This is a genomic window from Oceanobacillus sp. FSL W7-1293, from assembly GCF_037969815.1.
Classification (GTDB): Bacteria; Bacillota; Bacilli; order Bacillales; family Amphibacillaceae; genus Oceanobacillus; species Oceanobacillus oncorhynchi.
This window is the reverse complement of sequence record NZ_CP150212.1, coordinates 4,718,205-4,745,192: the sequence shown is the minus strand read 5'-3', so window position 1 is coordinate 4,745,192 and position 26,988 is coordinate 4,718,205. Positions and strand designations below refer to the sequence as shown.

28 protein-coding genes are annotated in these 26,988 nt (G+C 38.8%); 21 read left to right on the top strand and 7 right to left on the bottom strand.

What is annotated here, in order from left to right:
• Positions 1-204 precede the first annotated feature (204 nt).
• Positions 205-738 carry a hypothetical protein gene (locus MKY65_RS22695; RefSeq protein WP_339181047.1) on the top strand — a complete coding sequence of 178 codons (534 nt, stop codon included), beginning with the start codon at positions 205-207 and terminating at the stop codon, positions 736-738.
• 66 nt (positions 739-804) lie between these two features.
• On the top strand, positions 805-1,113 hold the full coding sequence (locus MKY65_RS22690; protein WP_339181046.1) for a hypothetical protein: 309 nt from the start codon (positions 805-807) through the stop codon (positions 1,111-1,113).
• Here the strand turns inward: MKY65_RS22690 and istB are convergent, their stop codons facing one another.
• Both istB and istA read right to left on the bottom strand, forming a co-directional pair.
• A complete protein-coding gene (istB, locus tag MKY65_RS22685) occupies positions 1,114-1,884 on the bottom strand; it encodes an IS21-like element helper ATPase IstB (RefSeq protein ID WP_193065035.1) in 771 nt (256 codons plus the stop codon).
• Positions 1,881-3,461: an IS21 family transposase gene (istA, locus tag MKY65_RS22680; RefSeq protein ID WP_339180036.1), complete on the bottom strand. Its 1,581-nt coding sequence runs from the start codon at positions 3,459-3,461 to the stop codon at positions 1,881-1,883. The genes istB and istA overlap by 4 nt, the downstream gene beginning before the upstream one ends.
• Positions 3,462-3,737: 276 nt before the next feature.
• Between istA and MKY65_RS22675 the strand changes: the two genes are divergently transcribed.
• The 17 genes from MKY65_RS22675 (at position 3,738) to MKY65_RS22595 (ending at position 18,631) form a co-directional block, all read left to right on the top strand.
• Positions 3,738-4,619, top strand: a complete 882-nt coding sequence (locus MKY65_RS22675) for a LysR family transcriptional regulator (RefSeq protein ID WP_339181044.1) — start codon at positions 3,738-3,740, stop codon at positions 4,617-4,619.
• 106 nt (positions 4,620-4,725) lie between these two features.
• Positions 4,726-5,094, top strand: a complete 369-nt coding sequence (locus tag MKY65_RS22670) for a CidA/LrgA family protein (RefSeq protein WP_339181042.1) — start codon at positions 4,726-4,728, stop codon at positions 5,092-5,094.
• 5 nt (positions 5,095-5,099) lie between these two features.
• On the top strand, positions 5,100-5,765 hold the full coding sequence (locus MKY65_RS22665) for an LrgB family protein (protein ID WP_339185352.1): 666 nt from the start codon (positions 5,100-5,102) through the stop codon (positions 5,763-5,765).
• Positions 5,766-5,858: 93 nt separating this feature from the next.
• Positions 5,859-6,233, top strand: a complete 375-nt coding sequence (locus tag MKY65_RS22660; protein ID WP_193063704.1) for a DUF956 family protein — start codon at positions 5,859-5,861, stop codon at positions 6,231-6,233.
• A gap of 451 nt (positions 6,234-6,684) precedes the next feature.
• On the top strand, positions 6,685-7,659 hold the full coding sequence (locus MKY65_RS22655) for a mannose/fructose/sorbose PTS transporter subunit IIA (protein WP_339181040.1): 975 nt from the start codon (positions 6,685-6,687) through the stop codon (positions 7,657-7,659).
• Positions 7,660-7,695: 36 nt separating this feature from the next.
• Positions 7,696-8,499: a PTS mannose/fructose/sorbose transporter subunit IIC gene (locus MKY65_RS22650; RefSeq protein ID WP_289584533.1), complete on the top strand. Its 804-nt coding sequence runs from the start codon at positions 7,696-7,698 to the stop codon at positions 8,497-8,499.
• Between the two features lie 18 nt (positions 8,500-8,517).
• Positions 8,518-9,432 (top strand): PTS system mannose/fructose/sorbose family transporter subunit IID, encoded by a 915-nt coding sequence (locus MKY65_RS22645; protein WP_339181038.1) that lies wholly within the window; start codon positions 8,518-8,520, stop codon positions 9,430-9,432.
• 166 nt (positions 9,433-9,598) lie between these two features.
• A complete protein-coding gene (locus MKY65_RS22640) occupies positions 9,599-10,615 on the top strand; it encodes an oxidoreductase (protein ID WP_339181035.1) in 1,017 nt (338 codons plus the stop codon).
• A 550-nt stretch (positions 10,616-11,165) separates the two neighbouring features.
• On the top strand, positions 11,166-13,022 hold the full coding sequence (locus tag MKY65_RS22635) for an HTH domain-containing protein (RefSeq protein WP_289584530.1): 1,857 nt from the start codon (positions 11,166-11,168) through the stop codon (positions 13,020-13,022).
• Complete coding sequence (locus tag MKY65_RS22630) at positions 13,000-14,124, top strand: amidohydrolase/deacetylase family metallohydrolase (RefSeq protein ID WP_339181033.1); 1,125 nt, start codon at positions 13,000-13,002, stop codon at positions 14,122-14,124. The genes MKY65_RS22635 and MKY65_RS22630 overlap by 23 nt, the downstream gene beginning before the upstream one ends.
• Positions 14,125-14,128: 4 nt before the next feature.
• Entirely contained in the window at positions 14,129-14,458 is a 330-nt protein-coding gene (locus MKY65_RS22625) for a PRD domain-containing protein (RefSeq protein ID WP_289584528.1), read from the top strand.
• 21 nt (positions 14,459-14,479) lie between these two features.
• Complete coding sequence (locus MKY65_RS22620) at positions 14,480-14,836, top strand: SFCGS family glycine-rich protein (RefSeq protein WP_042528842.1); 357 nt, start codon at positions 14,480-14,482, stop codon at positions 14,834-14,836.
• A gap of 5 nt (positions 14,837-14,841) precedes the next feature.
• Complete coding sequence (locus MKY65_RS22615; protein WP_289584527.1) at positions 14,842-15,195, top strand: DUF4312 family protein; 354 nt, start codon at positions 14,842-14,844, stop codon at positions 15,193-15,195.
• Positions 15,167-15,946: a DUF4311 domain-containing protein gene (locus MKY65_RS22610; protein WP_212929293.1), complete on the top strand. Its 780-nt coding sequence runs from the start codon at positions 15,167-15,169 to the stop codon at positions 15,944-15,946. Before MKY65_RS22615 ends, MKY65_RS22610 begins: the two co-directional genes overlap by 29 nt.
• A gap of 15 nt (positions 15,947-15,961) precedes the next feature.
• Positions 15,962-16,621, top strand: a complete 660-nt coding sequence (locus MKY65_RS22605; protein ID WP_289584526.1) for a DUF4310 family protein — start codon at positions 15,962-15,964, stop codon at positions 16,619-16,621.
• 148 nt (positions 16,622-16,769) lie between these two features.
• Positions 16,770-17,879 carry a DgaE family pyridoxal phosphate-dependent ammonia lyase gene (locus MKY65_RS22600; RefSeq protein WP_339181026.1) on the top strand — a complete coding sequence of 370 codons (1,110 nt, stop codon included), beginning with the start codon at positions 16,770-16,772 and terminating at the stop codon, positions 17,877-17,879.
• Complete coding sequence (locus MKY65_RS22595) at positions 17,876-18,631, top strand: KDGP aldolase family protein (RefSeq protein ID WP_339181023.1); 756 nt, start codon at positions 17,876-17,878, stop codon at positions 18,629-18,631. The genes MKY65_RS22600 and MKY65_RS22595 overlap by 4 nt, the downstream gene beginning before the upstream one ends.
• Before the next feature lie 384 nt (positions 18,632-19,015).
• Here MKY65_RS22595 and MKY65_RS22590 read toward each other — a convergent pair whose 3' ends face one another.
• Genes MKY65_RS22590 through MKY65_RS22570 form a run of 5 tightly spaced genes read right to left on the bottom strand, consistent with a single transcriptional unit; the run spans position 19,016 to position 24,014 of the window.
• A complete protein-coding gene (locus MKY65_RS22590) occupies positions 19,016-20,071 on the bottom strand; it encodes a hypothetical protein (RefSeq protein WP_339181020.1) in 1,056 nt (351 codons plus the stop codon).
• A 13-nt stretch (positions 20,072-20,084) separates the two neighbouring features.
• Complete coding sequence (gene menC, locus MKY65_RS22585; RefSeq protein ID WP_339181018.1) at positions 20,085-21,191, bottom strand: o-succinylbenzoate synthase; 1,107 nt, start codon at positions 21,189-21,191, stop codon at positions 20,085-20,087.
• 2 nt (positions 21,192-21,193) lie between these two features.
• Positions 21,194-22,006 (bottom strand): GNAT family N-acetyltransferase, encoded by an 813-nt coding sequence (locus MKY65_RS22580; RefSeq protein WP_339181017.1) that lies wholly within the window; start codon positions 22,004-22,006, stop codon positions 21,194-21,196.
• Positions 22,003-23,154, bottom strand: coding sequence for an amidohydrolase (locus MKY65_RS22575; RefSeq protein ID WP_339181014.1), 1,152 nt, complete (start codon positions 23,152-23,154; stop codon positions 22,003-22,005). Before MKY65_RS22575 ends, MKY65_RS22580 begins: the two co-directional genes overlap by 4 nt.
• Positions 23,145-24,014, bottom strand: a complete 870-nt coding sequence (locus MKY65_RS22570) for a MurR/RpiR family transcriptional regulator (protein WP_339181012.1) — start codon at positions 24,012-24,014, stop codon at positions 23,145-23,147. Before MKY65_RS22570 ends, MKY65_RS22575 begins: the two co-directional genes overlap by 10 nt.
• A gap of 395 nt (positions 24,015-24,409) precedes the next feature.
• Here MKY65_RS22570 and MKY65_RS22565 point away from each other — a divergent pair, with 395 nt between their 5' ends.
• Both MKY65_RS22565 and MKY65_RS22560 read left to right on the top strand, forming a co-directional pair.
• Positions 24,410-25,618, top strand: a complete 1,209-nt coding sequence (locus MKY65_RS22565; protein ID WP_339181011.1) for a hypothetical protein — start codon at positions 24,410-24,412, stop codon at positions 25,616-25,618.
• A 315-nt stretch (positions 25,619-25,933) separates the two neighbouring features.
• Positions 25,934-26,929 carry a zinc-dependent alcohol dehydrogenase family protein gene (locus MKY65_RS22560; protein ID WP_339181008.1) on the top strand — a complete coding sequence of 332 codons (996 nt, stop codon included), beginning with the start codon at positions 25,934-25,936 and terminating at the stop codon, positions 26,927-26,929.
• The last annotated feature ends 59 nt before the right edge of the window (positions 26,930-26,988 follow it).

The window sequence follows — 26,988 nt, the reverse complement described above, 5'->3', positions numbered from 1 at the left end:
GAAAGAGTTTTATCAGCTAAACAATGTTCATTATCATACTGAGAAGCCTGCGAAAGTTCATTTAGGCGTGGTTGCTTTGGTTTATAATTGTTTCCAATTAATTGCGGATTACATTCAAGCTAAGCTTATTCAACAAAAAGCTTTATAATTTTTGTCTTCTTAGAAAATTAGGTTCATTTTGGTATTAAAATAGGAGATGTATTGATGAGAATTTTTGTATGTGAAGAACTAATTCATAATATTAAAGTAAATTTAAATGAAATAAAAAGTATTCAGGCCAATTTAGATCAAGTAAACTATAAGGCATATTATATTTATGCGTTTGCACTATTTGAAAGTTCAATATGTGAAGCTATAAGGCATATATTAGCATCATTCCCTGAAAAGATCCGTAAGAATCAGCAATTAAATAATTTTACAGAATTGGTTTATAATAATTTATACTCTCCTATTTCTATCTTAGCGGAAGTAATTAAAAAAGAGATAGAAAAAATTAATAAAGGTTCTGCTCAATCAATAGTTAATGAAGCAGAGAGAATATGTGATGTTAAATTAACATATGATAAAAATTATTTAAAAGAAATTTCTGATATTAGAAATAAAATAACTGATGAAAATACAACTTCCAAACAAGAGTATTTGTTTGGAAGTTCAAATTTTGTTGCAAAACAAAGATATAGTATGAAAAAACTTAAAGAACTGATCTCTTATTTAATAGTCATTTTAAAGCTTTTCTAATGCTATTAAAAAAAGTATGAAAAATATAGCAGGTATAGATTACTTAAAGAACTTTGGAACACTCTTTTGGAAACACCATTACTAAAATTTGAAGATTGTATTTTAATTAGAGAGAGTGCTGTATTCGAGAAAAAAACGTCAGTAGTTGGATTTAATTTTGAACATATTAAAAAAGTTTCAGCTTCTATTTCATCTAGTGAAAAGTTATATTTATCAATGCTGTTGCAACAGTATAATACAAGTATTAATAGCGATCTTTTTAATTCTAACGATATACCTATGTTGGTTTCAATTGCAAGTAATGAAAAAATACACTTATTTTTGCATGTAATGAGTATATGTGAGCGTCAAGTAGAAATGAACACTTTTTGCTAATTAAATTTGGACACTTTCTTCCATAAAAATGGAAGAACGGTGTTTCATTCGATAACTATCATCATCATGAAAATGAATAACTTCAGCCCGATGTAAAATTCTATCTAGGATAGCCGTTGTAATCCCTGGATCACCTAGTAATTCTCCCCATTCATTTGGTCCTTTATTAGAAGTTAATATAATTGAAGCCTTATCATAAAGGTCATTAATAAGATGGAAAAATAAATTCGCTTCACGTGTATCCATTGCCATAAACATTAAATCATCAATAATCACTAAATGAGAGGAACGAATTCGTTTCATTCTCGTTTGTGATTTTCTAGTAACTTCTTCTGTTTTTAATGTTTGAATCAGTTGCCCCATGGAAATAAAAGAGACTTTATATCCTTTTTGTATGGCTTCTATGCCCAGCCCTGTAGCTAAATGTGTTTTACCTACACCTGGCGGTCCTAAAACGATTAAATTATAGAGTTGATCTAGCCAGGTAAACTCCTTTAATTGATATACTTGTCTTTTGCTGAGTGATTGCTGCTCATCTAAATGAAACTCGTCCAACGTCTTATAGGAAGGGAATGCAGCCCATTTTAATCGTTTTTCGATTAATTTTTCATCCCTACGTTTTAATTCATATCCAGTCAATTGTTTCAAAAGTACTTGATATGTCCAATCTTCTGACTCTGCTTGTTGAATCAGAGATGGCAAATAATTTGCCGTCTCTGTGAGTCTCAACGATCGAAACTGTTGTTGTATTTCTTCGATTGAATGACTCATACCGTTGCTCCTTTCAATAACTCTATATAAGAATCCAATTCTCTTGTTTTTGGCTTGATTTGAAGCAGCGTATCATCCATACCATGCAATGTTTTGATAGCTTCTATTTGCGGAGGCCTTTGATGAGAATCCGTTTGTCTTTGGATAAACTCTACGACATCTCTAAACTCTGTTGCACTATATATTTTGCGTGTGACACATTCTTCTAAAGCTTGGTTCCTTCGTTCTCTTGTTACTGTTTTAGATACCTTTAAAATAAGAGATAATTGATCTCGTATATAACGAGGATATCTTTGGTGAATTTCCTGAAGGAAATCAGAAGCCATTTCCTTATCATCAAAGTACGTTGATACCGTTTCTATATAGGCAGCTATTCCTTTAGAACGGTCTCTGGTATGTTGAGAATCTTGAATCAATTTCCCTTTCTCTATACTTAATGTGTGTTTGGCAATGATTGCTCCATTCGATTCTTCACGTATTATTAATTCGTTTTGATCGCTTATTTCAATAAAAACTTCTTTATCTTTTTTATATGTACCAAGTGGTACCGAATACCGATTCGATTGATAGATAATAGTATTGTCCTTACGAACATTTCTTGTTATACTATTATCGATATTTGAAATTGAAATTTTTTTGTTGACTGGTCTTAAGTGTTGTTTTTCTAGGGCAAACACTTCGACTGGTCTTTTTTTTGTTGTATTATGCACTTTTCCGTTTCCCGTTCGAATCAGCCATGCTAAACAGGATTCATTCCATTTATCTATATGGTGAAATACGCGGTTCTTCGCAAAATTCTTCTTCACAAATCCTACGACATTTTCAATCTTCCCTTTACTTTCTGGATCAGCTTTTCTACATACAAAGAGCTTTAATTTTCTTTCTTCCCTGTATGCTTGAAATTCACTGGTAAGGATGAGATCACCTTCATTTTCACTTACTACGATAAGGGAATCTTGATCATAAGCTAACTCATATGGAATTCCTCCAAAATACTGAAAAGCATCTTCGTGAGCTTGAATCATATCTTTTGTTGTAAAAGGACGGGAGAGCCACGCAACGTATTTATAACGAGAGTGCGAAAGCACGAAACTAATAAAATATAATTTCCTCTCCTTTCCCTGGGATGTTTTCTGTATCGTCTGACCAAAATCTACTTGGGCTTGCTGCCCCATTGGTGGATCTGGAATAGCTTGATAGACACGCTTCATTTCTGTCTTTGGAATATGATATTTTTCCCGGAGTGCTTTGACATAACTACGAACGGTACTTTCTCCAACACATAGAGTTGGAAACCTTTCTTTTAACCAATCATGAACTTGAGCACTAGAAAGATCTGGATGTTCTGTTAGCCAAGTATGAATAAGTAATTCGTAGGCATCTAATTTCTTCTTTCTTGTCTGTGTGGAAGCTACCCACTCCGCCATTTCCTGAGGAGACTTTTCAAGGTATTTATATACTGTTGTTCTTGATATACCTAGTTTTCTAGCTATTCTCCGTATTTTAAATCCTTCTTGTTTTAGTTGATAGATTTCCATATACACTTTCCATGTTTCCACCTTTCTTACTCCTCCCATTTCTGTATCGTACAAACATGTATTATACAGTAAATGAAAGATTGCAATAGTTAGTTGGTACCTGACGGAACGGCGAGCATGTAACAGGCTGCCGCCCCTACGGGGCAACAGCCTGTTACATGCCTATCCCCCAAGAAAAGTGTTCATTCTTATCAAGCAATAATGGTCTACTTTAGTTTAGCAGTTACAGTATATATCCGCATCTATTTAACGGTATGAATATCGAGTGAGATTTCCAAATATGTAAATCGCTGCTAATACAAAGAGGTGAACCCCATGGAACTAAAACAACTACTCTATTTCAAAGAAATAGCAAACCAAAAAAGTATCACAAAAGCCGCCGAACAAATCCATATCTCTCAGCCGGCCCTAAGCAAGTCCATTAAATCCCTAGAAGAAGAGCTAGGAACCCCGCTAATCATCCGGACAAACAAAACAATGGACTTAACCGATGCAGGTAAAACGGTATTGGAATACACACAAAAAATAACCAATCTAGTGGATGAAATGAAATTAACAGTAAGTGATTTAACAAATTTATCGGTAGGAGAGCTGAATATCGGTCTTCCACCATTTATCGGGAGTCTATTTTTCCCGGAAGTAATGAAAAATTTTCATCGCAGTTATCCGAATATCAAATTAGATATCACGGAATATGGCGGTGCCAGGGTTGTAAAAAGTGTGGAGGAGGGAGAGTTTGAGCTTGGTGTGGCGGTGCTTCCTTTAGATGAGCGTATTTTTAATGTTTATCCGATTGTGAAAGAGAAAATGAAGCTGATTGTTCAAAAGGAGCATCCGCTGGCTTCTTATTCTAAAGTGAATGTAAAGGATTTAAGGGATGAAGAATTTATTTTTTATCATGAGGATTTTGCTTTAAATCAAATTATCCGGAATCATTTCTTTACGATAGCGGGCTTTGAACCAAAAATTTTATTTAAGAGCATGCAATGGGATTTGATGTCGGAGCTGGTGGCCGCTGATTTAGGAGTAACGATCTTACCCGAGTCTATCTGCAATCGTCTGTTTACGAAGGATATTCAGATTATTGACCTCGAACCGACGATTATGTGGAAGCTTGCGGTTATCACGAAGAAAGGGAAATATATTTCCAACGCAGGAAGGAAGTTTATTGATTTTATTCTAACGGATTCATTATAACTTTGATTCATGAAAATGATAATTAATATGTATTTTACGAATGGATAAGAGGGGCGTAATATAGATAGCAGATGTTTTATATTACGTATAGAAGAAGGGAAAGCCTGTGAAAGTCTTAAAGGTTATTTTACAAATTTGTTTTTTACATGTCTTTCTGCTCCTGGGAGCAGTGTTAAAATATTTCATTCCATTGCCCATTCCAGCCTCTATGTTTGGACTGTTCCTCTTGTTCGTGGCATTGTGCTGTGGTGTTATCAAGCTAGAGTGGGTCGATCAAGGCGCGAAATGGTTAATGGCAGAGCTGCTGCTGTTCTTTATTCCTTCTGCTGTGGGAATCATCAATTATGAAGAGATTTTCAGCATACAAGGGTTAGAGATTATTGGCTTGATTGTCATTAGTACAATGATTGTTATGGGTCTGACTGCTTGGACGGCAGAAAAAGTATCTGCTGCGAAAAAGGGGGAATCGCATTGATTATTGTGCTGTTTACGGTGATAACGTATTTGGCTTATATCTTTTCTAAAAGAATTTATAAAAAAATGAACTTTGCTCTTTTTCATCCGCTATTGTTAGCGCCGATCCTATTAATCGTGATTATTTCTATCATGCATGTGTCTGCCAATGATTATATGCAGGGGTCCAAATTCTTATCACATATGCTTGCACCGGCGACGGTGGCTTTTGCGGTGCCGATTTATAAGAACCTGCCGATTATAAAGAAATATATGAAAACCATTGTTATCAGTATTACCACCGGAACACTGATGGCCATGATTTCCACATTTTTGTTATCTAAACTAATTCATCTCAGTGATGATTTTATTGTGTCGATTCTTCCCCGGTCGATTACTACTCCGATTGCCATGGAGGTATCGAAAGAGATTGGCGGCTTGCCGACATTGACGACAGTTTTTGTGATCATCACAGGGATCGTGGGAGGAATCGTAGGTCCCAATGTACTGAAATGGCTGTCTATCAAAACACCAATCGCTAAAGGGTTAGCCTTAGGGATGGGAGCGCATGGTGTCGGTACGAATAAAGCCTTGGAATATGGAAAACAGGAATCTGTCTTTTCCTCCTTAGCAATGATTTTTGCAGCTCTCTTTACACTCGTTTGGGGTTCTTTGTTAACGTCCTTTATTTAAACCTTGAAAGACGGCTCGTCATCCAAACTATTTTTACTTCCCCCTCCAAACCATGTATAATAATTCGTATAAAGAGATGAGGGGGAAGATGAAATGGTCCAATCAATCAATACCAAAGTAGATTTAGTTATTGATGGAACCTCACATGTATTAGTTTCAGAATATGGCAAGATTATGATTGGCGATAAAGGGTTTGAATTCTACAATAAACGGGATGCCCGTAAGTATATTCAAATTCCTTGGGAGGAAATAGATTACGTGATTGCTTCCGTCATGTTCAAAGGGAAATGGATCCCGCGTTATGCTATTCAAACGAAGAAGAATGGAACATTTTCATTCTCATCGAAAGAGCCTAAAAGGGTGTTTCGGGCAATTCGTGAATATGTTGACCCTGATCGTATGGTTCGATCCCTAGGTGCTTTTGAAGTCATTAAACGCAATTTCAAGCGTAAGAAATCAAAAAGTTAATCGTTTTGAGTCCAGCGTGGATAGAGGTCTCTCGTTTTCCGGGGGGATATCGGGACAGGTTAACGAAGAAACAGTTACAGAAATGGCACAAGAAAAAATCCCTCTTGAAAGGGGAAAAACAGGGTGCTATAATAAGTGAAGAAGCTCAATAAAGTAATTGGAAAGCTTTTTATTTAGATAGATGGTTAAAACGCTTTCGAACATAATATAAATTAAATAAACACTGCAATTATATTTTACGTGTTACTGATTCGATCAGGCATGAGTGAAAGGTAGTTATTAAAACGAAGAGGAAGGGCATCCCTGTCTTTTTATCTTCATTTAACCTGCTTTTTTCTCATGTCTTTTTTTATTGGTGTTGAAAGCGTTTTACAAAGCTTGCAAATATACTGCTTTAAGAGCTTGCCATATCTATTGAATCCTTAACAATCATAAAAAGGAGGTTAAAAAGATGGTAGGAATTATCATTGCCAGCCATGGTGAATTTGCGACAGGTATCTTGCAGTCTGGAGCGATGATCTTTGGAGAGCAAGAGAACGTCAAGGCTGTTACGTTGATGCCGAGTGAAGGACCGGATGACGTAAGAGCAAAAATGGAAGAGGCCATTGCTTCTTTCGACAATCAGGATGAAGTATTATTCTTAGTCGATCTTTGGGGTGGAACTCCCTTTAATCAGGCAAGCAGCTTGATGGAAGGACATGAAGATACATGGGCTATCGTTGCTGGATTAAACTTAGCAATGGTGATTGAATCGTATGCATCGCGCTTTTCTATGAACACAGCGCATGAAATAGCGGCTCATATTATTGATACGGCGAAGGATGCAGTGAAGGTAAAGCCGGAGGAATTAGAGCCGGAAGAAGCTGCTGAATCTGCTTCTGCAGCTTCTGGAGCCAGTGCAGGAGCTCCCGGGTCATTTGACTACGTGTTAGCGCGAATTGACTCCCGTCTATTGCACGGACAGGTGGCAACGTCGTGGACAAGAAGTACATCGCCTACGCGTATCATCGTTGTATCGGACACGGTAGCAAAGGATGAATTGCGTAAAAAATTAATTCAACAGGCTGCTCCATCAGGTATCAAGGCACATACGGTTCCTATTCAGAAAATGGTGGAGCTCGCAAAGGATGATCAGCATTTTGGCGGACAGCGCGCACTGCTTCTTTTCGAAAATCCTCAGGATGTACTGAGAGCTATTGAAGGCGGTGTTCCGCTGGATACGATTAATGTCGGATCGATGTCCCATTCCACTGGGAAAGTGCAGCCCAATAAGGTACTTGCCTTTGACCAGAATGATATTGATACGTTCAAAAAGTTAAAGGAATTAGGCGTAGATTTTGATGTGCGAAAGGTTCCAGCTGATTCATATGGGAATATGGATGAGATTTTGAGAAGAGCGCAAGCAGAATTAGACAGACAGAAATAATCCTAAATTATTAAAGGAAAAGGAGGATTAATCATCATGGATTTAACTATGATTCAAATAATATTAATTATTATTATAGCATTTATAGCTGGTGTTGAAGGAATCCTGGATCAATTCCAGTTTCACCAGCCCATTGTTGCTTGTACGTTAATTGGCCTGGTTAGCGGAGAATTGACCGCTTGTCTTATCTTAGGCGGCTCCCTGCAGTTTATTGCTTTAGGCTGGGCAAATATTGGAGCGGCCGTAGCGCCGGATACAGCTTTGGCCTCTGTTGCCTCAGCCATTATTCTCGTTTTAGGCGGGCAGGGAGTCTCGGGCGTAGATTCTGCGATGGCGATTGCTATTCCATTAGCTGTTGCTGGTCTGTTATTAACAATCATCGTTCGGACGCTTGCCACAGGAATTGTCCATTTAATGGATGCGGCGGCCAAGGAAGGAAATATACGAAAAATAGAGATGTGGCATGTGATTGCTATCTGCATGCAGGGTTTACGTATTGCCATTCCGGCTGCGTTGGTAGTAGCTATTGGTGCAGGACCGGTTAGAGAGATGCTTCAAGCGATGCCTGACTGGTTAACTGAAGGCCTGGCAGTCGGCGGCGGTATGGTCGTAGCGGTTGGTTATGCCATGGTTATCAACATGATGGCAACCAAAGAAGTATGGCCATTTTTTGCCATTGGTTTCGTACTGGCTACGATTCCGGATATTACGCTTGTAGGTTTTGGCGGTATTGGTGTAGCACTTGCACTTATTTATATAGCACTTACGAAACAAGGGGGCTCCGGTGGCGGAGGTGGAAACACTGGTGATCCTTTAGGCGAAATTATTGATGACTATTAAAAAAAGGAGGACATGAAGATGGCACAAGAAGAACTCAAATTATCAAAAAGAAATCGTCTTTCTATTTGGTGGCGCTCCACTTTCCTTCAAGGTTCCTGGAACTATGAACGGATGCAGAATGGCGGCTGGGCATTTTCCATGATTCCCGCAATCAAAAGGTTATATCAGACAAAAGAAGACCGTGCTGCTGCACTGCAGCGTCATTTAGAATTCTTTAATACACACCCATATGTTGCTTCTCCAATTATTGGTGTAACGTTAGCGCTTGAAGAAGAACGCGCAAATGGTGCTCCGGTTGACAATAAAGCGATTCAAGGGGTTAAGGTCGGAATGATGGGGCCTTTAGCAGGTATCGGGGATCCAATTTTTTGGTTCACCCTCAGACCGATTCTCGGCTCATTGGCGGCTTCTCTTGCCGTGACTGGGAACATCCTTGGACCAATCATTTTCTTCGTAGCATGGAACTTGATCCGGATGGGATTCCTATGGTATACACAGGAGCTTGGTTACAAAGCAGGGGAAAAAATTACGGATGACCTATCCGGCGGATTGCTCCAGGATATTACGAAAGGCGCCTCTATTCTGGGTATGTTCATCCTCGGTGCACTGGTAAACCGTTGGGTAGATATAAGCTTTACCCCGACCGTTGCAGAAGTTCAGCTTGATGAAGGTGCCTATATTGAATGGGATAACTTGCCTGGAGGAGCGGAAGGAATTCAGTCCGCATTGATACAAAGGGAAGAGGGCAGGTCATTGACCCAAACAGATGTCACGACCCTGCAGGATAACTTAGACAGTTTGATTCCTGGTCTTGCCGGGCTGCTGCTGACTCTCCTTTGTATGTGGCTGCTCCGGAAGAAAGTTTCACCAATCACAATGATTCTTGGGTTGTTCGTAGTCGGTGTGGTATTCCATGCAATTAACCTGATGTAATAAATCTTTTTTAGATGATTTTTGGCGATTAGATGTGTTAATAAAAAGGTGCCTCCTGGTATGATAAAACTATCAATTGAAGGAGGTACTTTTTTATTTACATGCGCAACCAGAAGAAGACGTTAACGACGTATATATAAAGACAAATCTATTTTAGGAGGCCGCTATGCTTACTATTGGCTATATTGGAAACGGGAAAAGCACGAACAGGTATCATCTGCCGTTCGTAATGCAAAGAGAACATATCAAGGTGAAAACCATTTACCGGAGAACCCCTGCGAACGACAGCTGGGATAAACATGCAGGAGTGCATTATACTTCGGATTTAGAGGGATTATTACGTGATGAGGACATTCAGCTCATTGTGATTTGTACAAAACATGACAGCCATTACGAATACGCAAAACAAGTATTGAAGCATAATAAGCACTGTTTAGTCGAAAAGCCTTTCATGGAAACCTCGGAGCAGGCAAAAGAAATCTTTGCATTGGCAAAGGAAAAAGGATTGATTGTCCAGGCCTATCAAAACAGACGATTTGATAGTGATTTTTTAACTGTTCAAAAAGTGATCGAAGAAGGAAAGCTTGGGGACTTGCTGGAAGTGGAGATGCATTATGACTATTATCGTCCCGAGGTACCGGAGTCTGCCGAGACATTTGACCCTAATGCGTCATTTCTATATGGACATGGCTGCCATACCCTGGATCAGGTCATCAGCTATTTTGGAAAACCGGATAATATCTATTACGATGTGAAGCAATTATTAGGACAGGGAAGAATGAATGACTACTTTGATTTAGATTTATATTATGGCGGGTTAAAAGTATCGGTGAAATCCAGCTATTTCAGAGTGAAAGAAAGACCCAGCTTTGTGGTGCATGGTAAAAAAGGATGCTTTATCAAAGAAACAAAAGATCGTCAGGAAGAGCATTTAAAGTTATTTTATATGCCGGATAACGAGGACTTTGGCATCGATACACTGCGTCATTATGGCGTACTGACCTATGTGGATGAAGAAGGAACCGTCCATGAGGAAACAGTGAAATCGGTAGATGGCGATTATGGACGTGTATATGACGATTTATATGAAGCGGTTATCAATGGGCAAGATAAAACGATTACGGATGAGCAGACGGTGCTGCAGATGGAAATGTTGGAGACGGGGATTCAACATTTAAGGTAGCTGATGCTTTTGCATAAGTGCATAGAACTTGGATGAACAAGCTGTCTTGTTTATCCAAGTTTTTTTGGTGTGGAGAGCAAATAGCAGTATTTTGTCTATACTAACCCCCAATAGTAATTGTTCCTCCTTTTGATTTACTCCATTAGTATTACCCTCTCTTCTGAATCATGTCTAAAAGATACCTTTGCTTTGTGAATAATTTGTATCAAATTTCACTACATCACTTATATACTACACTATTTTTATAAAATAATAATGATGCTTCTCTTATCTGTATTAGTACGACAAACATGACTATCAAGGAAGTGAATATTCTCTCAGAACGGGTTGGCCAGCAGCAAAGATTAACTGAAGATAGATGGCGGCCATTAAAAGAAGAAAGATTGGAGGTAAGTATTTGAACGAAGGATAGGAAAAAATGTCGAAGCTTTTGAGTTAATAGGTTTTGTATAGTTATAATTTTTTGCACTGCTACAGGGAACCAAGTTTGTCTGTATGGCATAGATTTATAAATCTATAATGAAAGCAGGGATGGAAAAGGGTGATAAGCATGTTAACAAATAGACAAAAAGAAATTGCATCTATGTTGTTGAATTGTGAAAAGCCGTTACTTTATCGAGAATTAGCTGATAAGTGTTCTGTATCACTTAGAACCATTAAATCAGATATGAAGGAAGTAAAGTATTGGTTTAAAAAGCACCAAGTAGATTTACAGTCACAACCGGTTAAAGGCCTTTGGATTACCAATTTAAATGAAAAAGAGAAAATGAAAATCTATCACAAACTCTTATTAGAGACAGTAGATGAAGAAATTTGGGGAGAAGAGGGACGCATACGCCGTATTGTCCTATTGCTAAGTTTACATCCCAGCAAGTATATTACGGCGGAATTCTTAGCTGATCAGTTACTTGTAAGCAAGCAAACGATTTATAAGGATATGAAAAAAGTTGAAAAACACTTGGCTGAGAATAATATAACGTTAAAGGTATTTCCAAGAAAAGGATATACTATTGCAGGAGAAGAAGTAGATATACGGCAGCACGCGGAATATTTACTAACATACAAAATTGTCATTGAGGAATCGTATAGACCAGAAATATATTTGAAATTTAAAGAAGAACTCACTTCCTTTTCACCAGATATGAAAAAGGTGGTTCTACTAATAGATGAAATACTGATGAAATCTATTAAACAATCATTGGTTGAATACCATCCTGCCTCTGTTAAGATTTTCACCCTATTTACAAGGTTAGTGATTTCGGTTTGCCGAGTAACGAAAGAAAATGCTATTCAATTAGGAAGAAATAATGATGAGATAGATATGTCCATGTCAACATTCGCAATGTTCGTCTATGCTGTTGCAAATGATGTTTTTGAACATTTCAGTCTAGAGATAACAAATGATGAATTCATTTATATTTACAGAAATGCCTTATTAAATAATCACAACGAAGACCTGATCGAAATGACGAATAATATTATTCATTATGTGAGCAGAAGACTTTCCATTCCTTTTTATAACGATAGTACGTTACAAACAAACTTATTGTCTCATTTCTCTAATAAATTCACTGAAGAAAATGCCATTTTATTAGAGAATAATCCATTTATGGAAGATCTTAAAACAAAGCATGATTATCTTTATCATCCTGTTAAAAAAGCATGTGAAAAGTATATTGAATCACATAATTTTACGTCTGAAATGATTAGTTCATTTGTTACATTGCATTTTCTTGTATCGATGGAAACGACTTTTGAAAACAAGAAACCTTTAAAAGCACTCTATGTTTGTGCGAGCGGCAGAGGAGTGGCACGTGTTATAAAAAATCGTGTGGAAAAAGAAGTGCCGCGGATTAGAATCATTCAATATTGTGGCTTAGATGATTTAGACGAGATTATGGAAAAGGATACGTTTGACATCATCATTAGTGTATTTCCAATTGAAACCGCTATACCAACGATATGGGTAGACCCGGTACCGAGCGAAAGTAATATTAAAGAGTTAAAGAGCAAAGTAAGTGAATTAACTGGTGATAACCAAGTAATTGCACAGCAGATAATCAACAAAGACGAAAGCAATATCGATGATCCAGAAGAATACTCCAGAGCAGTTATATTAGAAGCGATGGAATTATATTTGGGAATTAAACAAGCTTTTAAAGGCAGAATCAAGCATAAAATGGAGGACGCTTTTCTAATGCATGTTTTTCTCATGGTTCATCGTATTAAATTCAGAATGGAATATGATCACCTTGTAAATACATCTTTTATAGAGACAGAAGATTATCGGAAAGTAGATGAAGTTTTTAAAAAACAAGGGCTGCAGGCCAATGCAGATGAGAAAAAAGCGATCTTATTCTATATTGAAAAGGAGGAAGCAAGCTGTGGGAAAGGTTACCATTATTAAAAATGGAATTGTATTTAACGCTGTTAATAAAGCGTTTACTAAAAAAGATATCTATGTGAAAGATGATGAAATAATAGCTGAAGAAGATATTGAGGAAACGGATTTGCTGACAGAATGGGATGCAAAGGGAAGCTATGTTGCCCCGGGGTTTATAGATATGCATGTACACGTATTTAAAAATTTTGCTCAAATTGGGATAAATGCTGACAAAATCGGTATTAATCAGGGTGTTACAACAGTTGTTGATGCAGGAAGTACAGGGTATAAAGATTATGCTCAATTTAAGGATAAAATTATCAATCAACATACGACAGAAATATTGTCGTTATTAAATGTATCCGCCACAGGCTTAGTAGAGGGATTGGATGAATTGTCTGCTCCTGAAAAATTAATGAGTGAACGTGTATGGGAAACGATAAAAGCTTCAGAACCGGCTATTGTTGGCTTAAAAGCCAGAATGAGTCAATCTGTTGTTGGAAATCAGGGTATTCGCCCTTTGGAACATGCCCGCAAATTAGCTGATCAGACGGATACGCCCATCATGGTGCATATTGGCTCACCTCCTCCGCCATTAAATGAAATTCTTCCTTTATTAAAAGATGGCGATATTGTAACGCATGCTTTTCATGGCAAAAAAGGCGGGATTCTTGATGAAGATGGAGCTTTAATACCTGAAGCACATGAGGCGCTAGAGCGGGGAGTTAAATTTGACGTTGGTCATGGAACATCAAGCTTTTCATATCAAACAATTAAACGATTTAAAGAGAATTATAGTTATCCATTTACGATCAGTACAGATGTTTATGAAAAAAATTTTGAACAGCCAGTTGGCAGTTTAATGGATACCATATCGAAATTATTAGCAGTAGGATATGACTTAGAAGATTTAATCGAATCCGTTACAATTCTTCCGGCTAAAACGCTGTCTTTAATGAATTATGGATCATTGGAACCTGGAAAGAAAGCAGATATTACGATGTTTCATATTGAGAAAAAGAATAGAGAATTAATCGATTCTCATGGTGAAGTGATGAAAGTAAATCAACGTTTAATTCCACAAACAACATGGAAAAACGGAAAGATTGTATATCAAAGGGGTTAAGAATGTGGAAAAAAAAGATTTAACTAACTATTTCATGAATAGTCAAGATCCAGATGTTTGTGAAAGTATTTACAATGATGCAGTGAACTATATAGATAGTAATGGATATGAAATAAAGGATGACCAAAGAGAAGCCTTGTTAAATCACATATCTGAAATGGTAAAAAGAAATCAAAGAAAAGAAGTAATGCAAGTGGAAGATAAAAAATTATTTGAGGAAGTTTCGCAAGAGTCCATCAAACAAGCCAGAGAATTAGTAAAACAATTAGAACATATTTCAGATGATGAAACGTATTTATTATCGATTCATTTTGAAGTAGTTAAATATAATTAATCAAAATAAGGAGTGAGTTAAATGGTAAAAGTAGTTATTGCAGATAGACTTGGAAAAGGACAAAACGTGGGAAAAGGTGTAGAGATTGCTGGAGGAGAAGCTATTGTAGTCCCGGGTATTGGAGCGGACATGAAGCTCGGCGATGAAATGAATAAAGTAGATGCGGACTTGGGAATTTCATTTTGCGGCAGTGGTGGAGCAGGAGCAATTACAGCACAAACGAAATATGGATATAAAGCAAGACACGGCATGCGTTCTATTGAAGAAGGAGTAACTGCCATTCGTGAAGGCTATAAAGTATTAGGGTTTGGGTTCATGGATGTAGAAGACTTAGGAAAACGTATCGTGGAAGAATACAAGAAAATACAAGGGGAATGAATCACATGATTGAAAACCAACATGTAACAATAACCGTTTCTGGCAAGGGAAGTACACAAGATGAGGCAGTTAGTCGTGCTTTAAGTAAAATTCAGAAACAGATATTTTCTGAGATCAATCAGCTTGTTATACGTGCGGAACCAGAAAACATAGAAGAAGTGGAGGCAACCATGGAAGAATATACAGAACGTTTTTTCTTCTTCTTTATGCCGCGTAAAAAATTGAATTGTCATGTGACGTTAAAAGTAGATGTAAACTTAAAAACAATCGATTCTGCCAAATTCAATTGGCAGAAAAAAGGTAGTCACCATCCATTAAGGAGGGGTATACGTGGGCGGAATCGTAGTTATTCTAATTAAATCATTAATTATTGGAGCAATCGTCGGTTTTGGCGTAGGGGCTGGAGCAGCAAGGATGTTCCATGCACCGAAGTCTCAATCAATGGGAGCATTCAGAACGATTGGCGAGATGAATGCCTGTGCAGGTGACCGTGCATCCCATTTCTCATTTGGATTGGGATTCTTCTTTAACGCTTGGGCATCAGCTGTTGGAGCTGGCGCACTTACGCAGGACGTGGATCACAGAATTATTCCCAATTGGTCTGTCGCTGTGCTTTTAAGAAAAGGAAAAACAATAGAAGAGACCATGCATAACCCTTTCAAAATGAGTATAGCAGGTGCGATTGTGGGTGCAATAGTTGTTGCTTTTTTAAGTACGACAACAGCATCTATTCCGGAGGGACTTAGAAATGTTGCGCTGGAAGTATTAGCTCCAGCTGCGGATTGGCTTATTAATATGGCTATGCCGGTTATATTTTGGTTAGCTGCATTAGATGCCGGTAAACGTTCTGGGTTTTGGGGAACGATATTTGGCGGACTAGCTCATATTATTATGGGTAATGCTGTTCCAGGTGTTGTACTAGGTATATTGGTAGGTAAGGGTGTGGATGATTCTGGATGGAATAACATCACGAAAATATTAATGACGGCTATTATTGTGCTGTTCATCTTAAGCGCCTTCTTTAGGGGAATTGATATAGAGCTGATAGAAAGTCTCAACCTTACTGTGCCAAATTGGTTACAAGGACTTCATAATTTAATAAACCCTTAGTGAGGAGGAAATAAAATGACTGATGGTCAACTAAGTGATGCGATGTATAAAAAGAGTTTTTGGTTTGCAGATTGGTCGTTCCCAATTTTTGTAGCACTTCTGTCATCTGGTATTTTTGCAGGTACGCATATGTATTATGTTTATAAAGTAGGTGCCTTTAATGAAGTAGCCATTGTAGCTTTATTAGAAGCAGGTATACAAGGCTCTGGCTATGGTGCAGCTGCGGCATTTGGAGCCAGCTTCTTATTTGCACGGATACTTGAAGGCGGTTTAGTAGGAGTACTTGATATAGGTGGTTCGATACTTACTGGGGTAGGTATCGGAATACCAGCATTGCTGTTAGGTGCAGGAATTGTTTTGCCATTAGAAAACTTTTTTGTTTCTTTAATAACGGGCTTATTAATAGGTGTGGTAATCGGCTATGTTGTTATTGGCATTAAAAAATTTACGGTCGGAAAGGCTAATTCTACATTTGGCAGTGATGTGATGATGGGTGCAGGTAACTCGTCTGGTAGATTTTTAGGACCGCTAATTATTATTTCTGCTGCAACAGCATCCATCCCTGTAGGTTTAGGTTCTTTACTTGGAGGAGCATTCTTTTATTTGTGGAATAAACCTGTTGCGGGCGGAGCAATCTTAGGTGCTATGGCGATAGGAGCATTTTTCCCAATTTAAAATGAATAGCAGCAAAGTATTCCGGTAAATGTTCTATTTTATCGAAACCCCAATCAGTGGGGGATGAAAAGAAAATCCCCACTGATTGAAGTTTCACTTTATAGAAACCATATTAGATATGTAATCATAACTGAAAGGTTGATTAATTATGGATAATTCACTACATGACAGATATGGGTTAAAGCGTGTCATAAATGCAAGTGGCAGAATGAGTATTCTTGGCGTCTCTGCACCATCTGATACAGTGATGGATGCAATGAAAACAGGCGGGCAAAATTATGTAGAAATTGCTGATTTAGTGGATAAGTCAGGTAAATATATTGCGGATATGCTAGATACGGAAGCTGCTCTTATTGTAAATTCAGCATCAAGTGGAATTGTTTTATCTGTCGCTGGATTGGTTACAAAAGGTAATAGAAGGTTGAGTGAAAAGATACATCAAGAAAAAATCACGAAAAATGAGATTATTATGTTGAAAGGGCATAATGTTCATTACGGTGCTCCAATTGAATCAATGATCTATCTTGGCGGCGGCCAGCTAGTGGAAGCAGGATATGCAAATGAAGGAAAACAAGAACATATCTCTGATGCCGTCTGCGAAAATACAGCGGCTATTTTGTATGTGAAATCTCATCATGCCGTACAAAAGAATATGATTTCTGTTGAAGAAGCTGCAGAGGTTGCTAAAGAAAAGAATATCCCGTTTATTGTTGACGCAGCAGCGGAAGAAGATTTGAAAAAATATGTGAAAATTACTGACCTGGCAATTTACAGCGGATCTAAAGCTATTGAAGGGCCAACAACGGGTATTGTGGCAGGGAAAAAAGATTATGTAGAGTGGGTCAAAACACAGCTTCATTATATTGGAAGAAGTATGAAGGTAGGAAAGGAATCTACATTTGGCTTACTGCAGGCGTTGGATGAGTATTTTGTGAAAACAGATAATAGTGAAGCTGAAAAGGCGAGTTTAGAAGTACTGCAATCATTAAATACAATGGAAGGTGTCACCGCAACGATCGTTCAGGACGAAGCAGGACGCTCTATCTTCAGAGCACGAATCACCATTGATGAAGCTGTTACAGCTATATCAGCCAAGGAAGTAACGAATCAACTAAAACATGGCGAAATTGCTATTTATACTCGTGATTATGGTGTGAGACAAGGATTCTTTGATATTGATCCACGACCGTTACAAGAAAATGATAGTCAAGTTATATATAGTAGAATCGTTGACATTCTAGGAGGAAAAGAAGTATGAAGAAGATAGATAAATTTTTTTATAAGGACCGTGTTACTTTGAACGTTCTGGCGAACAGTATTGAAAATGCAAAGGAAGTATATAAAGCTGGAGAGGGAAAGGTACTAATCGGCGTACTATCGAAGAATTATGATACGGTGGAAGAAGCAGTAACCGCAATGGAAAAATATGATGAAGCAATCCATGGGGCTGTATCCATTGGTTTAGGTGCAGGTGATAACAGACAGGCTGCAGTGGTTGAAAATATTGTGAAATCATATGAAGGAAGTCATATTAACCAAGTGTTCCCATCTGTCGGTGCAACCAGAGCTAATCTAGGAGAGAAAGAGAGCTGGATCAATGCTTTGGTATCTCCATCAGGAAAAGTTGGTTATGTAACTATTTCAACTGGCCCGTTAAGTTCCAATGTCGGAGAACAAGCTGTTGTTCCAATAGAATCAGCTATAGCGTTAGTGAAAGATATGGGAGGAAATGCACTAAAATTTTTCCCGATGAAGGGTCTTGCTCACCAAGAAGAGTTCCGTGCTGTTACTAAAGCTTGTGCAGAAGCCGACTTTGCTTTAGAACCAACTGGCGGCATTGACTTAAATAACTTTGAAGAGATTTTGACCATTGCTCTTGAAGCCGGAGTACCAAAAGTTATCCCTCATGTTTATTCTTCTATTATTGATAAAGAAACGGGTAAAACCAATATAGAAGATGTAAAAAAACTATTGGATGTTACGAAACAGCTAGTGAGTAAATATGCATAATGAATTGGCTCGTATCTCAATTAACTACGGATAGAGCTAAAATATTCACCAATTTGTTTGTTACTAAGTAAACATAATAATTGAAAAAATATATACTATAGCCTGGTGTCCTTTAATGGGTCCAGGCTATTTCATTCCTCTTAGTAACATTTCTTATTTAAAAATTAGAAGTCTAATCAGTTTCTTTTTTTATTCTCGAGAATTCCTTATGCAAGTATTTATAAGAGATTCATAAATATAATACGTGAGAAAGAAAGGTGGCATATCAAGGGTTATTGAATCGCAGCAACCAAAAAACAAAAAAGCCGCCTATAAAAATAGACGGCTAAATAACAAAAATCAACAGTAAAAACAGCACATGCTCCAGTGTACATATTTTTAGTTTTAAGAAACACGGGTATTCCCTCTTCGAAACCAAGCAATAATTGCTGCAATAATCAAAGCAAAACCTAAATAACCCATCGTAGAATATACCTTGCCGACAAGCGTTGTAAATCCGGCAAAGCTGGCTGCAAAACCAAGTAACCCAATCATCACAACAGCAGGCTTATAGGCTCTGCTATCAGGATCGATAAATCGCACCGTAAAGGAGTAGAACATACCAACTGCTGTGTTATACATCATGCCAAGCAAGGCAATTGCCATCAGAATACCGATAAATGGATGGATTTGTTCTGCTAAGGCAAGTGTTGGCATGTCCATTCCTGCCACAACATCTATTTTCATGAACATCCCGATATGAATAAGGATAATCAACCCGCCAAGCATGATCCCTCCTAAAATACCTCCCCAGCCTGCAACTTTTCGGTCTTTCACGCCTCCGCTCATGACGATTAGCAAAGCTGCTCCTGCTGCCAGATTATAAGATACATAGAGGAAGGCGCTTAACAGCCAGTTCGATGCTGCAGAAGCTTGTTCCTTGGCGATTGCATCGGCTTCGGCCAGAGATAAATCCGTAGTGAAAATGGAATAGATTAATATGATAAAGATAATCGTAATCAAGTAAGGTGTAATCGATGCGATAATCCCAATAATTTTTTGTGTATTTAATAGTAATGTCAGGATAGTTAAAGTTACCATAATGATGCTGCCTGTCATTGTATTGATGCCAAACATTTGCTCAAAGGTAGAGCCGGAGCCTGCAAACATAACGACGGCTACTCCGAAAAGGAAGAAGGTAATTAAAATATCCAATATCGCCCCGATATAACGTCCGCCGATATGATAGATTACCCCTTTATGGGAAGCTGCCTGCAAGTCTGTTCCCAGCTGGGCAAAGGTGAATCCTAGAAAGATAAAGAGGACGGTGGCGACAATCCCGCCAACTGTACCCCAAATACCAAAGCTAGTGAAGTATTGCATGACTTCTTGTCCTGAAGCGAACCCGGCTCCAACAATAAGACCAACAAAAGCACTTCCTATTTGAAAACTCTTTTTCATCTGATTATCTCCCTTATTTATAATCTTTCTTAACCACGGTATAAGCTTCTACAGCTTCCCGATCTACTTCATAACCGATTCCAGCTTTTGTTGGGACGGTGATATACCCATTTTCTGCAACAACCTCCGGGGCAATAATATCTTTTTCCCAATAGCGGCTGGATCCAGCGGTATCCCCCGGTAAAATAAAGTTTGGCAGTGTTGTTAAAGCAATATTGTGAGAACGGCCGATTCCTGATTCCAGCATACCGCCGCACCAGACTGGAATGTCATTTGCTGCGCAATAGTCATGGATTTTCTTCGCTTCGGTTAATCCGCCGACGCGGCCGATTTTGATATTAATAATTTTTGTACTTCCCAGCTCCACTGCTTTTCGTGCGTCCTCCAGTGAGTGGATGCTTTCGTCTAAGCAAATCGGTGTTTGGAGTTCCTTTTGCAATTTTGCATGATCGATAATATCGTCAGATGCCAAGGGCTGTTCAATCATGGTCAGGTCAAAGGCATCTAACTGTTTTAATAGTTCGGTATCCTCTAAACGGTAGGCGGAGTTAGCATCTGCCATAATTGCTGTGTCAGGGAATTTCTCGCGTAACGTATGCATCACATCAATGTCCCAGCCAGGCTTGATTTTTACTTTCATGCGTTTATAGCCTTCTTTGATATAGCCGTCTACTAAAGCGGTGAGGTCATCAATGGATTTTTGGATGCCGATACTGATGCCGACTTCAATCTTTTCTTTTCTGCCACCCAGCGCTTCAGCGAGGGATTGGTTGGTTTGTTGTGAATAGATATCCCAAATAGCTCCTTCGAGGGTAGACTTGGCCATGTTGTTTTTTCGGATAGCAGCAAAAATTTCATTAACTTCATCTGGATGCTTTAATTCTTTATTTAGGATAAGCGGGATTAAAAAATCCTCCAGCATATGCCAGTTGGTTTGCAGGGTTTCTTCGTTATACCATGGGGCATGGAATGCGACGGATTCTCCCCAGCCGACGGTTCCATCCGCATCCTTTGCTTCCAGTAATAAAAAATCTCGATTTGTAAATGTGCCAAAGCTGGTGGTGAAAGGAGCTTTTAGTTTCATTTGTAAATGACGAATAGTAATTTCTGTGATTTTCATAATTATTTTCCTCCAAGATCTAAAATATCTTTTTTTATAAAAATGTATTCCCCATAATTTTCATAGGGTTTTAGCCGCACAGCTGCGTAACCTGCTTCAAAGAGATTTTGGAACAGCTCTCGTGTCTGAAGCCTCCAGTCCATGGCGAGTTCTTGACTAGCTGCTTTCAGTCCTTGAAAATCCTTTGGTACACGAACGGAATAGGAATATTCAGTCAATTCAAGCGGTTCTTTCTCTTTCGTGAAAACGGGCAAACCTTCCTGATTAAAGGTTAGCGTGTTCAGAGCCGTTGCATTTTCTGTGTTTACGGATTGCTGCTCCACCACGTATGGACTTTTCAGGTACCAATGGATTTCAAAGCGGTCTGAAGGGAGCCCTTTATTAAAACCATCCTGCATATTGCCGTAACAATTCTCAATATAGGTGTTACACATGCCGTTTAGTTTTGTTAGATTAAGATAGGCGTTACGTGTCTCCAAAGGATCATATGTCCATTTCATCATGTCATAGCCTTTGCGCATGGCAATTTCCCGCTGTTTTTGTTTCAGCATTTTTCCAATGCCTTGAGAACGGTATGCTTGATCCATCCCAAGCATATGAGAGCATAAATAGCTTTTGCCGTTATCGAAGCCTGCAAACCCGTAGCTGAAGCCGACTAATTGATCGTCAGCATAAGCACCGACCATGATGCCGCCATTTTTGACTGCTGTAAGCGTCTGATGGGTGGGAATGGTAGCCATTCCCCAAATCCTCCCCTCCAGCTCCTGCATTTGTTCCATCTCGGCCATTGTTTTTAGTTCTTTACATTGAATCATTTTGTATCGCTTCTTTCTGTTTGTTGTAGTGCTAGGACAAGCGCCTGTGTGATAATTTCTGCTCCGGTTGGCAGGTGCTTTTGATTGAATGTCATTTCTGGATGGTGGAGCCCCGGTGTGACGCCGCATCCGAGACCAAGCATCGTTGTCTGCAGCTCAGGCTTGGAATACGTATAAAAATGAAAATCCTCTCCGCCTGGTGTGATCACGTCCGGCGCGCAATTTTCTTCTCCAGCTACATGGATAATAGCTTGCTCCAAAATGGATTTTGCTGTATCACTTACTTGAGCTGCGACGATATGGGCATCCACATTGTAATCAATGGAAACATTGTATAGTGTACTTACCGCGTCTACTGATTTTTCAAATCCTGCTGTCAGAGACTCCATGGTTTCATTGGTTTGAGCACGGGCATCGATGCTAAAGGAAGCATTGCCTGGAATAATATTTGTTGAAGCACCGCCTCCCTGTATTTGGGTCATTTTAATGGAAGCTGATTCAGCAGGGCTGATCCAAATACGTTTGAGTCCATCAATCAGCGCAGCTGCTGCTTCAATCGCATTCGCTCCCTGTTCTGGTCTTGCACCGTGCGCTTCAACGCCATGAATTTCTCCTGTGAAAAGCTTCGCTGCTCCATGATATAGTGCTGGTGCGTAGGTGCCGTCCTCTAATTCGATTAGTGGCCGGACATGTGCTCCAAATAGAAATTGGAGCGGATTCACAACACCTTGATCCACAAAAGCTTTTGCACCCTGTGCTTTTTCTTCTGCCGGCTGAAAAAGGATACGAACCGCTCCGGATAATGTTGGCTCCAGCTCTTTTAATAAAAGAACGACGCCGAGCGCTACAGTCATATGCCCATCATGGCCGCAGGAATGGTTTGCCTGGAATGCTCCATTAACCTTTTGCCATAGTGCATCTATATCCGTTCTGAATCCAACTGTGGGAGTTCCTTTTCCAATGTCTACATATAACCCAGTCATGTTAGGAAACGTTTGCGGATTCAATCCCTCGCTGCGCAGAAAATCCACAAGATATGCTGTGGTTTCTGTTTCATTCCAGCTTATTTCAGGATTCCTGTGCAAATGTTCAAAAATTGGCTGTAAACGTTCTGCTAATTGTTGATTTATCAATTTTCTCAACTCCATTTATCAGAAATAAAAGTATGATTAAAGTCATCATAATTGACGCGCTGCTTATCATAATAATCCGGGTCAAATGTCATCATTCCAGTTACTACTAAGTTAAGGAAGGAAATAAGTGATGGCATCAGATCAATGGTAGATTTCTCCGTTTGCTCCAATACAAAAGCATAGGAGCAATGTTTTTGAATCGGCGCCAGCTTAGAATCGGTTATGGCAAGCACTGTTATTCCACGCTGATGAAGCGCCTCCGCAATATGAATGGGTTCTTTAAAGTAACGGTGTAAAGAGATTGTGATGACGACATCATCTTCATCTATTTCCTGCATTGTCCGGATAAGCTCTGGCGTTTCCGTATGAATAATGGATACATTTGGTCGTAAAATATTTAAGGTGAAATGGAGCCACTGAGCAGGGAATTGCGATGCGCCAGCCCCGATAATATAGATGTTTTTTGTTTCATGTAATTGATGTGTTGCTTTATAAAATAATTCCTTATCTATTTGTTCAGCAATTCTGTCAATTTGAGCGATATCTTTTTGCATCGCCTTCTCAATGAGATGCTGATCATTAAACAGCTTCTTTTTTGCTGAGAAATAATTCCCAAGTGTGCTGACTGTATTTTGATTAAAAACAAATAAGGTAATCTTTTTTTGCAGTTCGGCATAGCCTTCGAGTCCAAGCGCATAGCAGAAGCGGATGACGGTTGTTTCACTTGTTTCAGCTTTCTTTCCAACTTCAGCTGCAGAATGTGTCCCGACAAAGGTTGGATTATTTAACACGAAGTTTGCTACCTTCTGTTGTTTCTTTGATAGAGCATTAAAATGAGCCTCGATTAACTCTTTAATTGGCTGGATATCTTCCAAAAAGAAGTCCCTCCTTCATTTTTAATGAAAAAGAAGTTTAAACTTTTTAAAACCATATCATAAATAAGAAAGGATAACAAGTAATTTTCAGAAAAAATAATATAAAGACATTATTATGACAGTATAGTTGCTTGGCATTGAAGATGAAGAAAAAAGTGCAATACTTATCTAATAGGGAGAGAAACTGGTCTTTTCATGATTTTTAATACATCGTTCATACTTTTAAAAAGATGCATTTACTAAGAAATAATTCATACGTATTAACATCGTAGATAAAATCATAGAAGCATCCTGATCATCTTTATTGATAAGTGGAGGGTTTAAACATTTCATTTTTCGGCTAAAAGTACATAGATATACAAAAGCGACAAAAAATAAATCGAGGTGAATCCAACTTGAGCCAAACGACAAGATATATCGGTCTAATAACTGCACCAGGTTATCCAAATGAGATAGGGGCAAGGTTGCAAGAAGAATTGCCATCGTTGCTGGGTTATTATGTAAAGGAAGAAATTGATTGGAAAATTGATTATATAGAAGACCCTTTAATTGGCGGTGGCGCGAAGTCAAAGGAAATATTAGAAGCTACCAAGAAAAAGAAAGAAGAAAAGGAATGGGATTATGCTGTTTGTTTAACTGACATTCCTTTATTTATAGAGAAGCGCATGATTGTTGCGGAGGCAAATGAAGATGAAAATATCGCACTGATCAGCATGCCCAGCTTCGGTTCTACTTTAATGATCAGACGTTTGCGGGAATCCATCATGCAGCTGGTCAACGAAATGTATTATGGGAGCTCAGATGAGGCAAGAGAGCGTTCTGCAGAGCGGATTGAATCAAAGCGCAGCAAGCACAAGGATGTGGATGTAGATGATTCCAAAAATCTGATGACGAACAGATTTCTTGGCTGGCTGACGCCGATTAAGCGTGAGGCACCAGATGATAATGAAGAGAAATATATGGATGTTCGTTTTACAGTGGGGCGCAGAGGGAGTATTACTATCCGCTTATTGGGAGGAATGGTGCGGGCAAACCGTCCATGGAATATGTTTCCCGCATTTTTGAAAATCCTGACTATTGCTTTTGCCACGGGTTCTTATGCGCTGGTTTTTCCGACATTATGGCTGTTAAGCGAGCATTATACGATTTTCAGGATGTGTTTGCTTACCGTATTTTCTGTCATAGCGATGACGCTCTGGATTATTTTGATTCACCGATTATGGGAGAGGAAGCGGGATCAGAGTAATGATTACACACGGAGGCTTTATAACGCAATAACTTTTTTAACGCTATTTATTACCGTTTGTATTTATTACGTCATGCTGTTCTGTTTATTCCTCGTCGGCGTATTTGTTTTTATACCAATGGGAATGCTGGAGGAACAGCTTACGAGTGACCCTGGCTTAATTAATTACTTCTATATTGCTTGGATTGCTGCCAGTGTATCCACCGTAATTGGTGCGCTTGGTACAGCGTTAGAGGATGAGGAGGTTGTGCTGAATGCGACGTATGGCTATCGTCAGCGGCAGCGCCATGAACAGCTGAAGAAGAAAAAAGAGAACGAAGAGGATGAGAATAAAGAGAAGGAATCCCTGTCGAAATGATATAAAAAAGAGACCGTTTTTTTCAAGCTGGTCTTTTATTTGATATGCCCTATTCATAACAGGAAAGAATTATTATTTTTCTCCTGTGTATGGATAGGTCTTTTGTTTTATCATCAAGCATTTTATGTGCATGCCTGTCTTTAAGAAAAACAGGCAGCTGTTGTAATTGCTTTCATATTTTGAAATAATAGTTTCGAACTGAGCTGGTTCATTACACTAGCTGGAAGAGAAAATCTTTAGAAGCTTATTATTAAAACCTGTATGTTCCACATTAAAAAATACGATGAGAATTAGAATCAAAAGGAGCGTGTATGTATGAAAGCTTTATTGTTGAAAGAAAAAGAGGATATGGCTATTCAAGAAATTGAAAAACCAGTGCTTCAGCCTGAAGAAGTATTGATTGAAGTGAAATATTGCGGAATCTGCGGGACAGATGTACATATTTTTCATGGGGAACCAGGTTCCGCTGAAGTCACACCTCCGATTGTTTTAGGGCATGAATTTTCCGGAGAAGTTGTTGAGATAGGTGCATCTGTCTCCGGCTTAAAAGTGGGAGACCATGTTGCTGTGGATCCAAATATTTATTGTGGTAAATGTACGTATTGCCGCCAAGGGAGGGTACAGCTATGCGAAGACCTCTCAGCGGTTGGAGTAACGCGAAATGGCGGGATGGAACAATTTTGTGCTGTTCCTGAGGCTGCTTGCCATCTTTTAGATAAAGAGCTGCCATTTGAAGTTGGTGCTTTGGCAGAGCCATTAAGCTGTGTACTTCATGGGTTTCATCAAATCAGCGAGATTCAGGCACATACGAAGGTATTGATTATTGGCGGAGGGTTCATTGGATCTTTATTTTTACAGACTGTTCAGCTAAAGAATCCTGCTAAAGTCGATGTCTGTGAAATTGATGTAACTAAACATGCACAGCTAAGCAATTTGGGAGCAGCCCATCTGTTTCAATCGACAGATCAGATAGAGGCAGAGTATGATCTCGTGATTGAATGTATTGGTAAAAAACAGACCATAGAGGCAGGTATCCGTAAAACTGGAAAAGGCGGAGAGGTGCTTCTTTTTGGAGTGCCGTCCCCAGAAACACTTGTGGAATTCCCTGCTTTTGATGTGTTCAGCAAAGAGTTAAAAATGGCCGGATCCTTTATCAATCCTTTTACAGTAGAAGAAGCTGTTTCCTTGTTAAATCAACAAAAAGTGCAGGTTACACCGCTGATTTCACATACGCTGCGTTTAGAGGAAGTACCAGATGTTTTGGAGAATTATGGGGATTATGGGATTACAAAGGCTATTGTAAAGCTGTAATCTATTTATTACTCAACTTTCGCATATTAAAAAGTAACTTCATTTCTATAGAAACAGGA

Bases quoted from the DNA above. Each gene is read 5' to 3' on its own strand.
- MKY65_RS22580 (WP_339181017.1), bottom strand. From the start codon at position 22,006: ATGATTCAATGTAAAGAACTAAAAACAATGGCCGAGATGGAACAAATG.
- istB (WP_193065035.1), bottom strand. From the start codon at position 1,884: ATGAGTCATTCAATCGAAGAAATACAACAACAGTTTCGATCGTTGAGA.
- MKY65_RS22595 (WP_339181023.1), top strand. From the start codon at position 17,876: ATGAAGAAGATAGATAAATTTTTTTATAAGGACCGTGTTACTTTGAAC.
- MKY65_RS22605 (WP_289584526.1), top strand. From the start codon at position 15,962: ATGACTGATGGTCAACTAAGTGATGCGATGTATAAAAAGAGTTTTTGG.
- MKY65_RS22600 (WP_339181026.1), top strand. From the start codon at position 16,770: ATGGATAATTCACTACATGACAGATATGGGTTAAAGCGTGTCATAAAT.
- MKY65_RS22645 (WP_339181038.1), top strand. From the start codon at position 8,518: ATGGCACAAGAAGAACTCAAATTATCAAAAAGAAATCGTCTTTCTATT.
- MKY65_RS22650 (WP_289584533.1), top strand. From the start codon at position 7,696: ATGGATTTAACTATGATTCAAATAATATTAATTATTATTATAGCATTT.
- MKY65_RS22620 (WP_042528842.1), top strand. From the start codon at position 14,480: ATGGTAAAAGTAGTTATTGCAGATAGACTTGGAAAAGGACAAAACGTG.
- MKY65_RS22560 (WP_339181008.1), top strand. From the start codon at position 25,934: ATGAAAGCTTTATTGTTGAAAGAAAAAGAGGATATGGCTATTCAAGAA.
- MKY65_RS22575 (WP_339181014.1), bottom strand. From the start codon at position 23,154: ATGGAGTTGAGAAAATTGATAAATCAACAATTAGCAGAACGTTTACAG.
- menC (WP_339181018.1), bottom strand. From the start codon at position 21,191: ATGAAAATCACAGAAATTACTATTCGTCATTTACAAATGAAACTAAAA.
- MKY65_RS22655 (WP_339181040.1), top strand. From the start codon at position 6,685: ATGGTAGGAATTATCATTGCCAGCCATGGTGAATTTGCGACAGGTATC.
- MKY65_RS22590 (WP_339181020.1), bottom strand. From the start codon at position 20,071: ATGAAAAAGAGTTTTCAAATAGGAAGTGCTTTTGTTGGTCTTATTGTT.
- MKY65_RS22660 (WP_193063704.1), top strand. From the start codon at position 5,859: ATGGTCCAATCAATCAATACCAAAGTAGATTTAGTTATTGATGGAACC.
- MKY65_RS22695 (WP_339181047.1), top strand. From the start codon at position 205: ATGAGAATTTTTGTATGTGAAGAACTAATTCATAATATTAAAGTAAAT.
- MKY65_RS22615 (WP_289584527.1), top strand. From the start codon at position 14,842: ATGATTGAAAACCAACATGTAACAATAACCGTTTCTGGCAAGGGAAGT.
- MKY65_RS22640 (WP_339181035.1), top strand. From the start codon at position 9,599: ATGCTTACTATTGGCTATATTGGAAACGGGAAAAGCACGAACAGGTAT.
- MKY65_RS22675 (WP_339181044.1), top strand. From the start codon at position 3,738: ATGGAACTAAAACAACTACTCTATTTCAAAGAAATAGCAAACCAAAAA.
- MKY65_RS22635 (WP_289584530.1), top strand. From the start codon at position 11,166: ATGTTAACAAATAGACAAAAAGAAATTGCATCTATGTTGTTGAATTGT.
- istA (WP_339180036.1), bottom strand. From the start codon at position 3,461: ATGGGAGGAGTAAGAAAGGTGGAAACATGGAAAGTGTATATGGAAATC.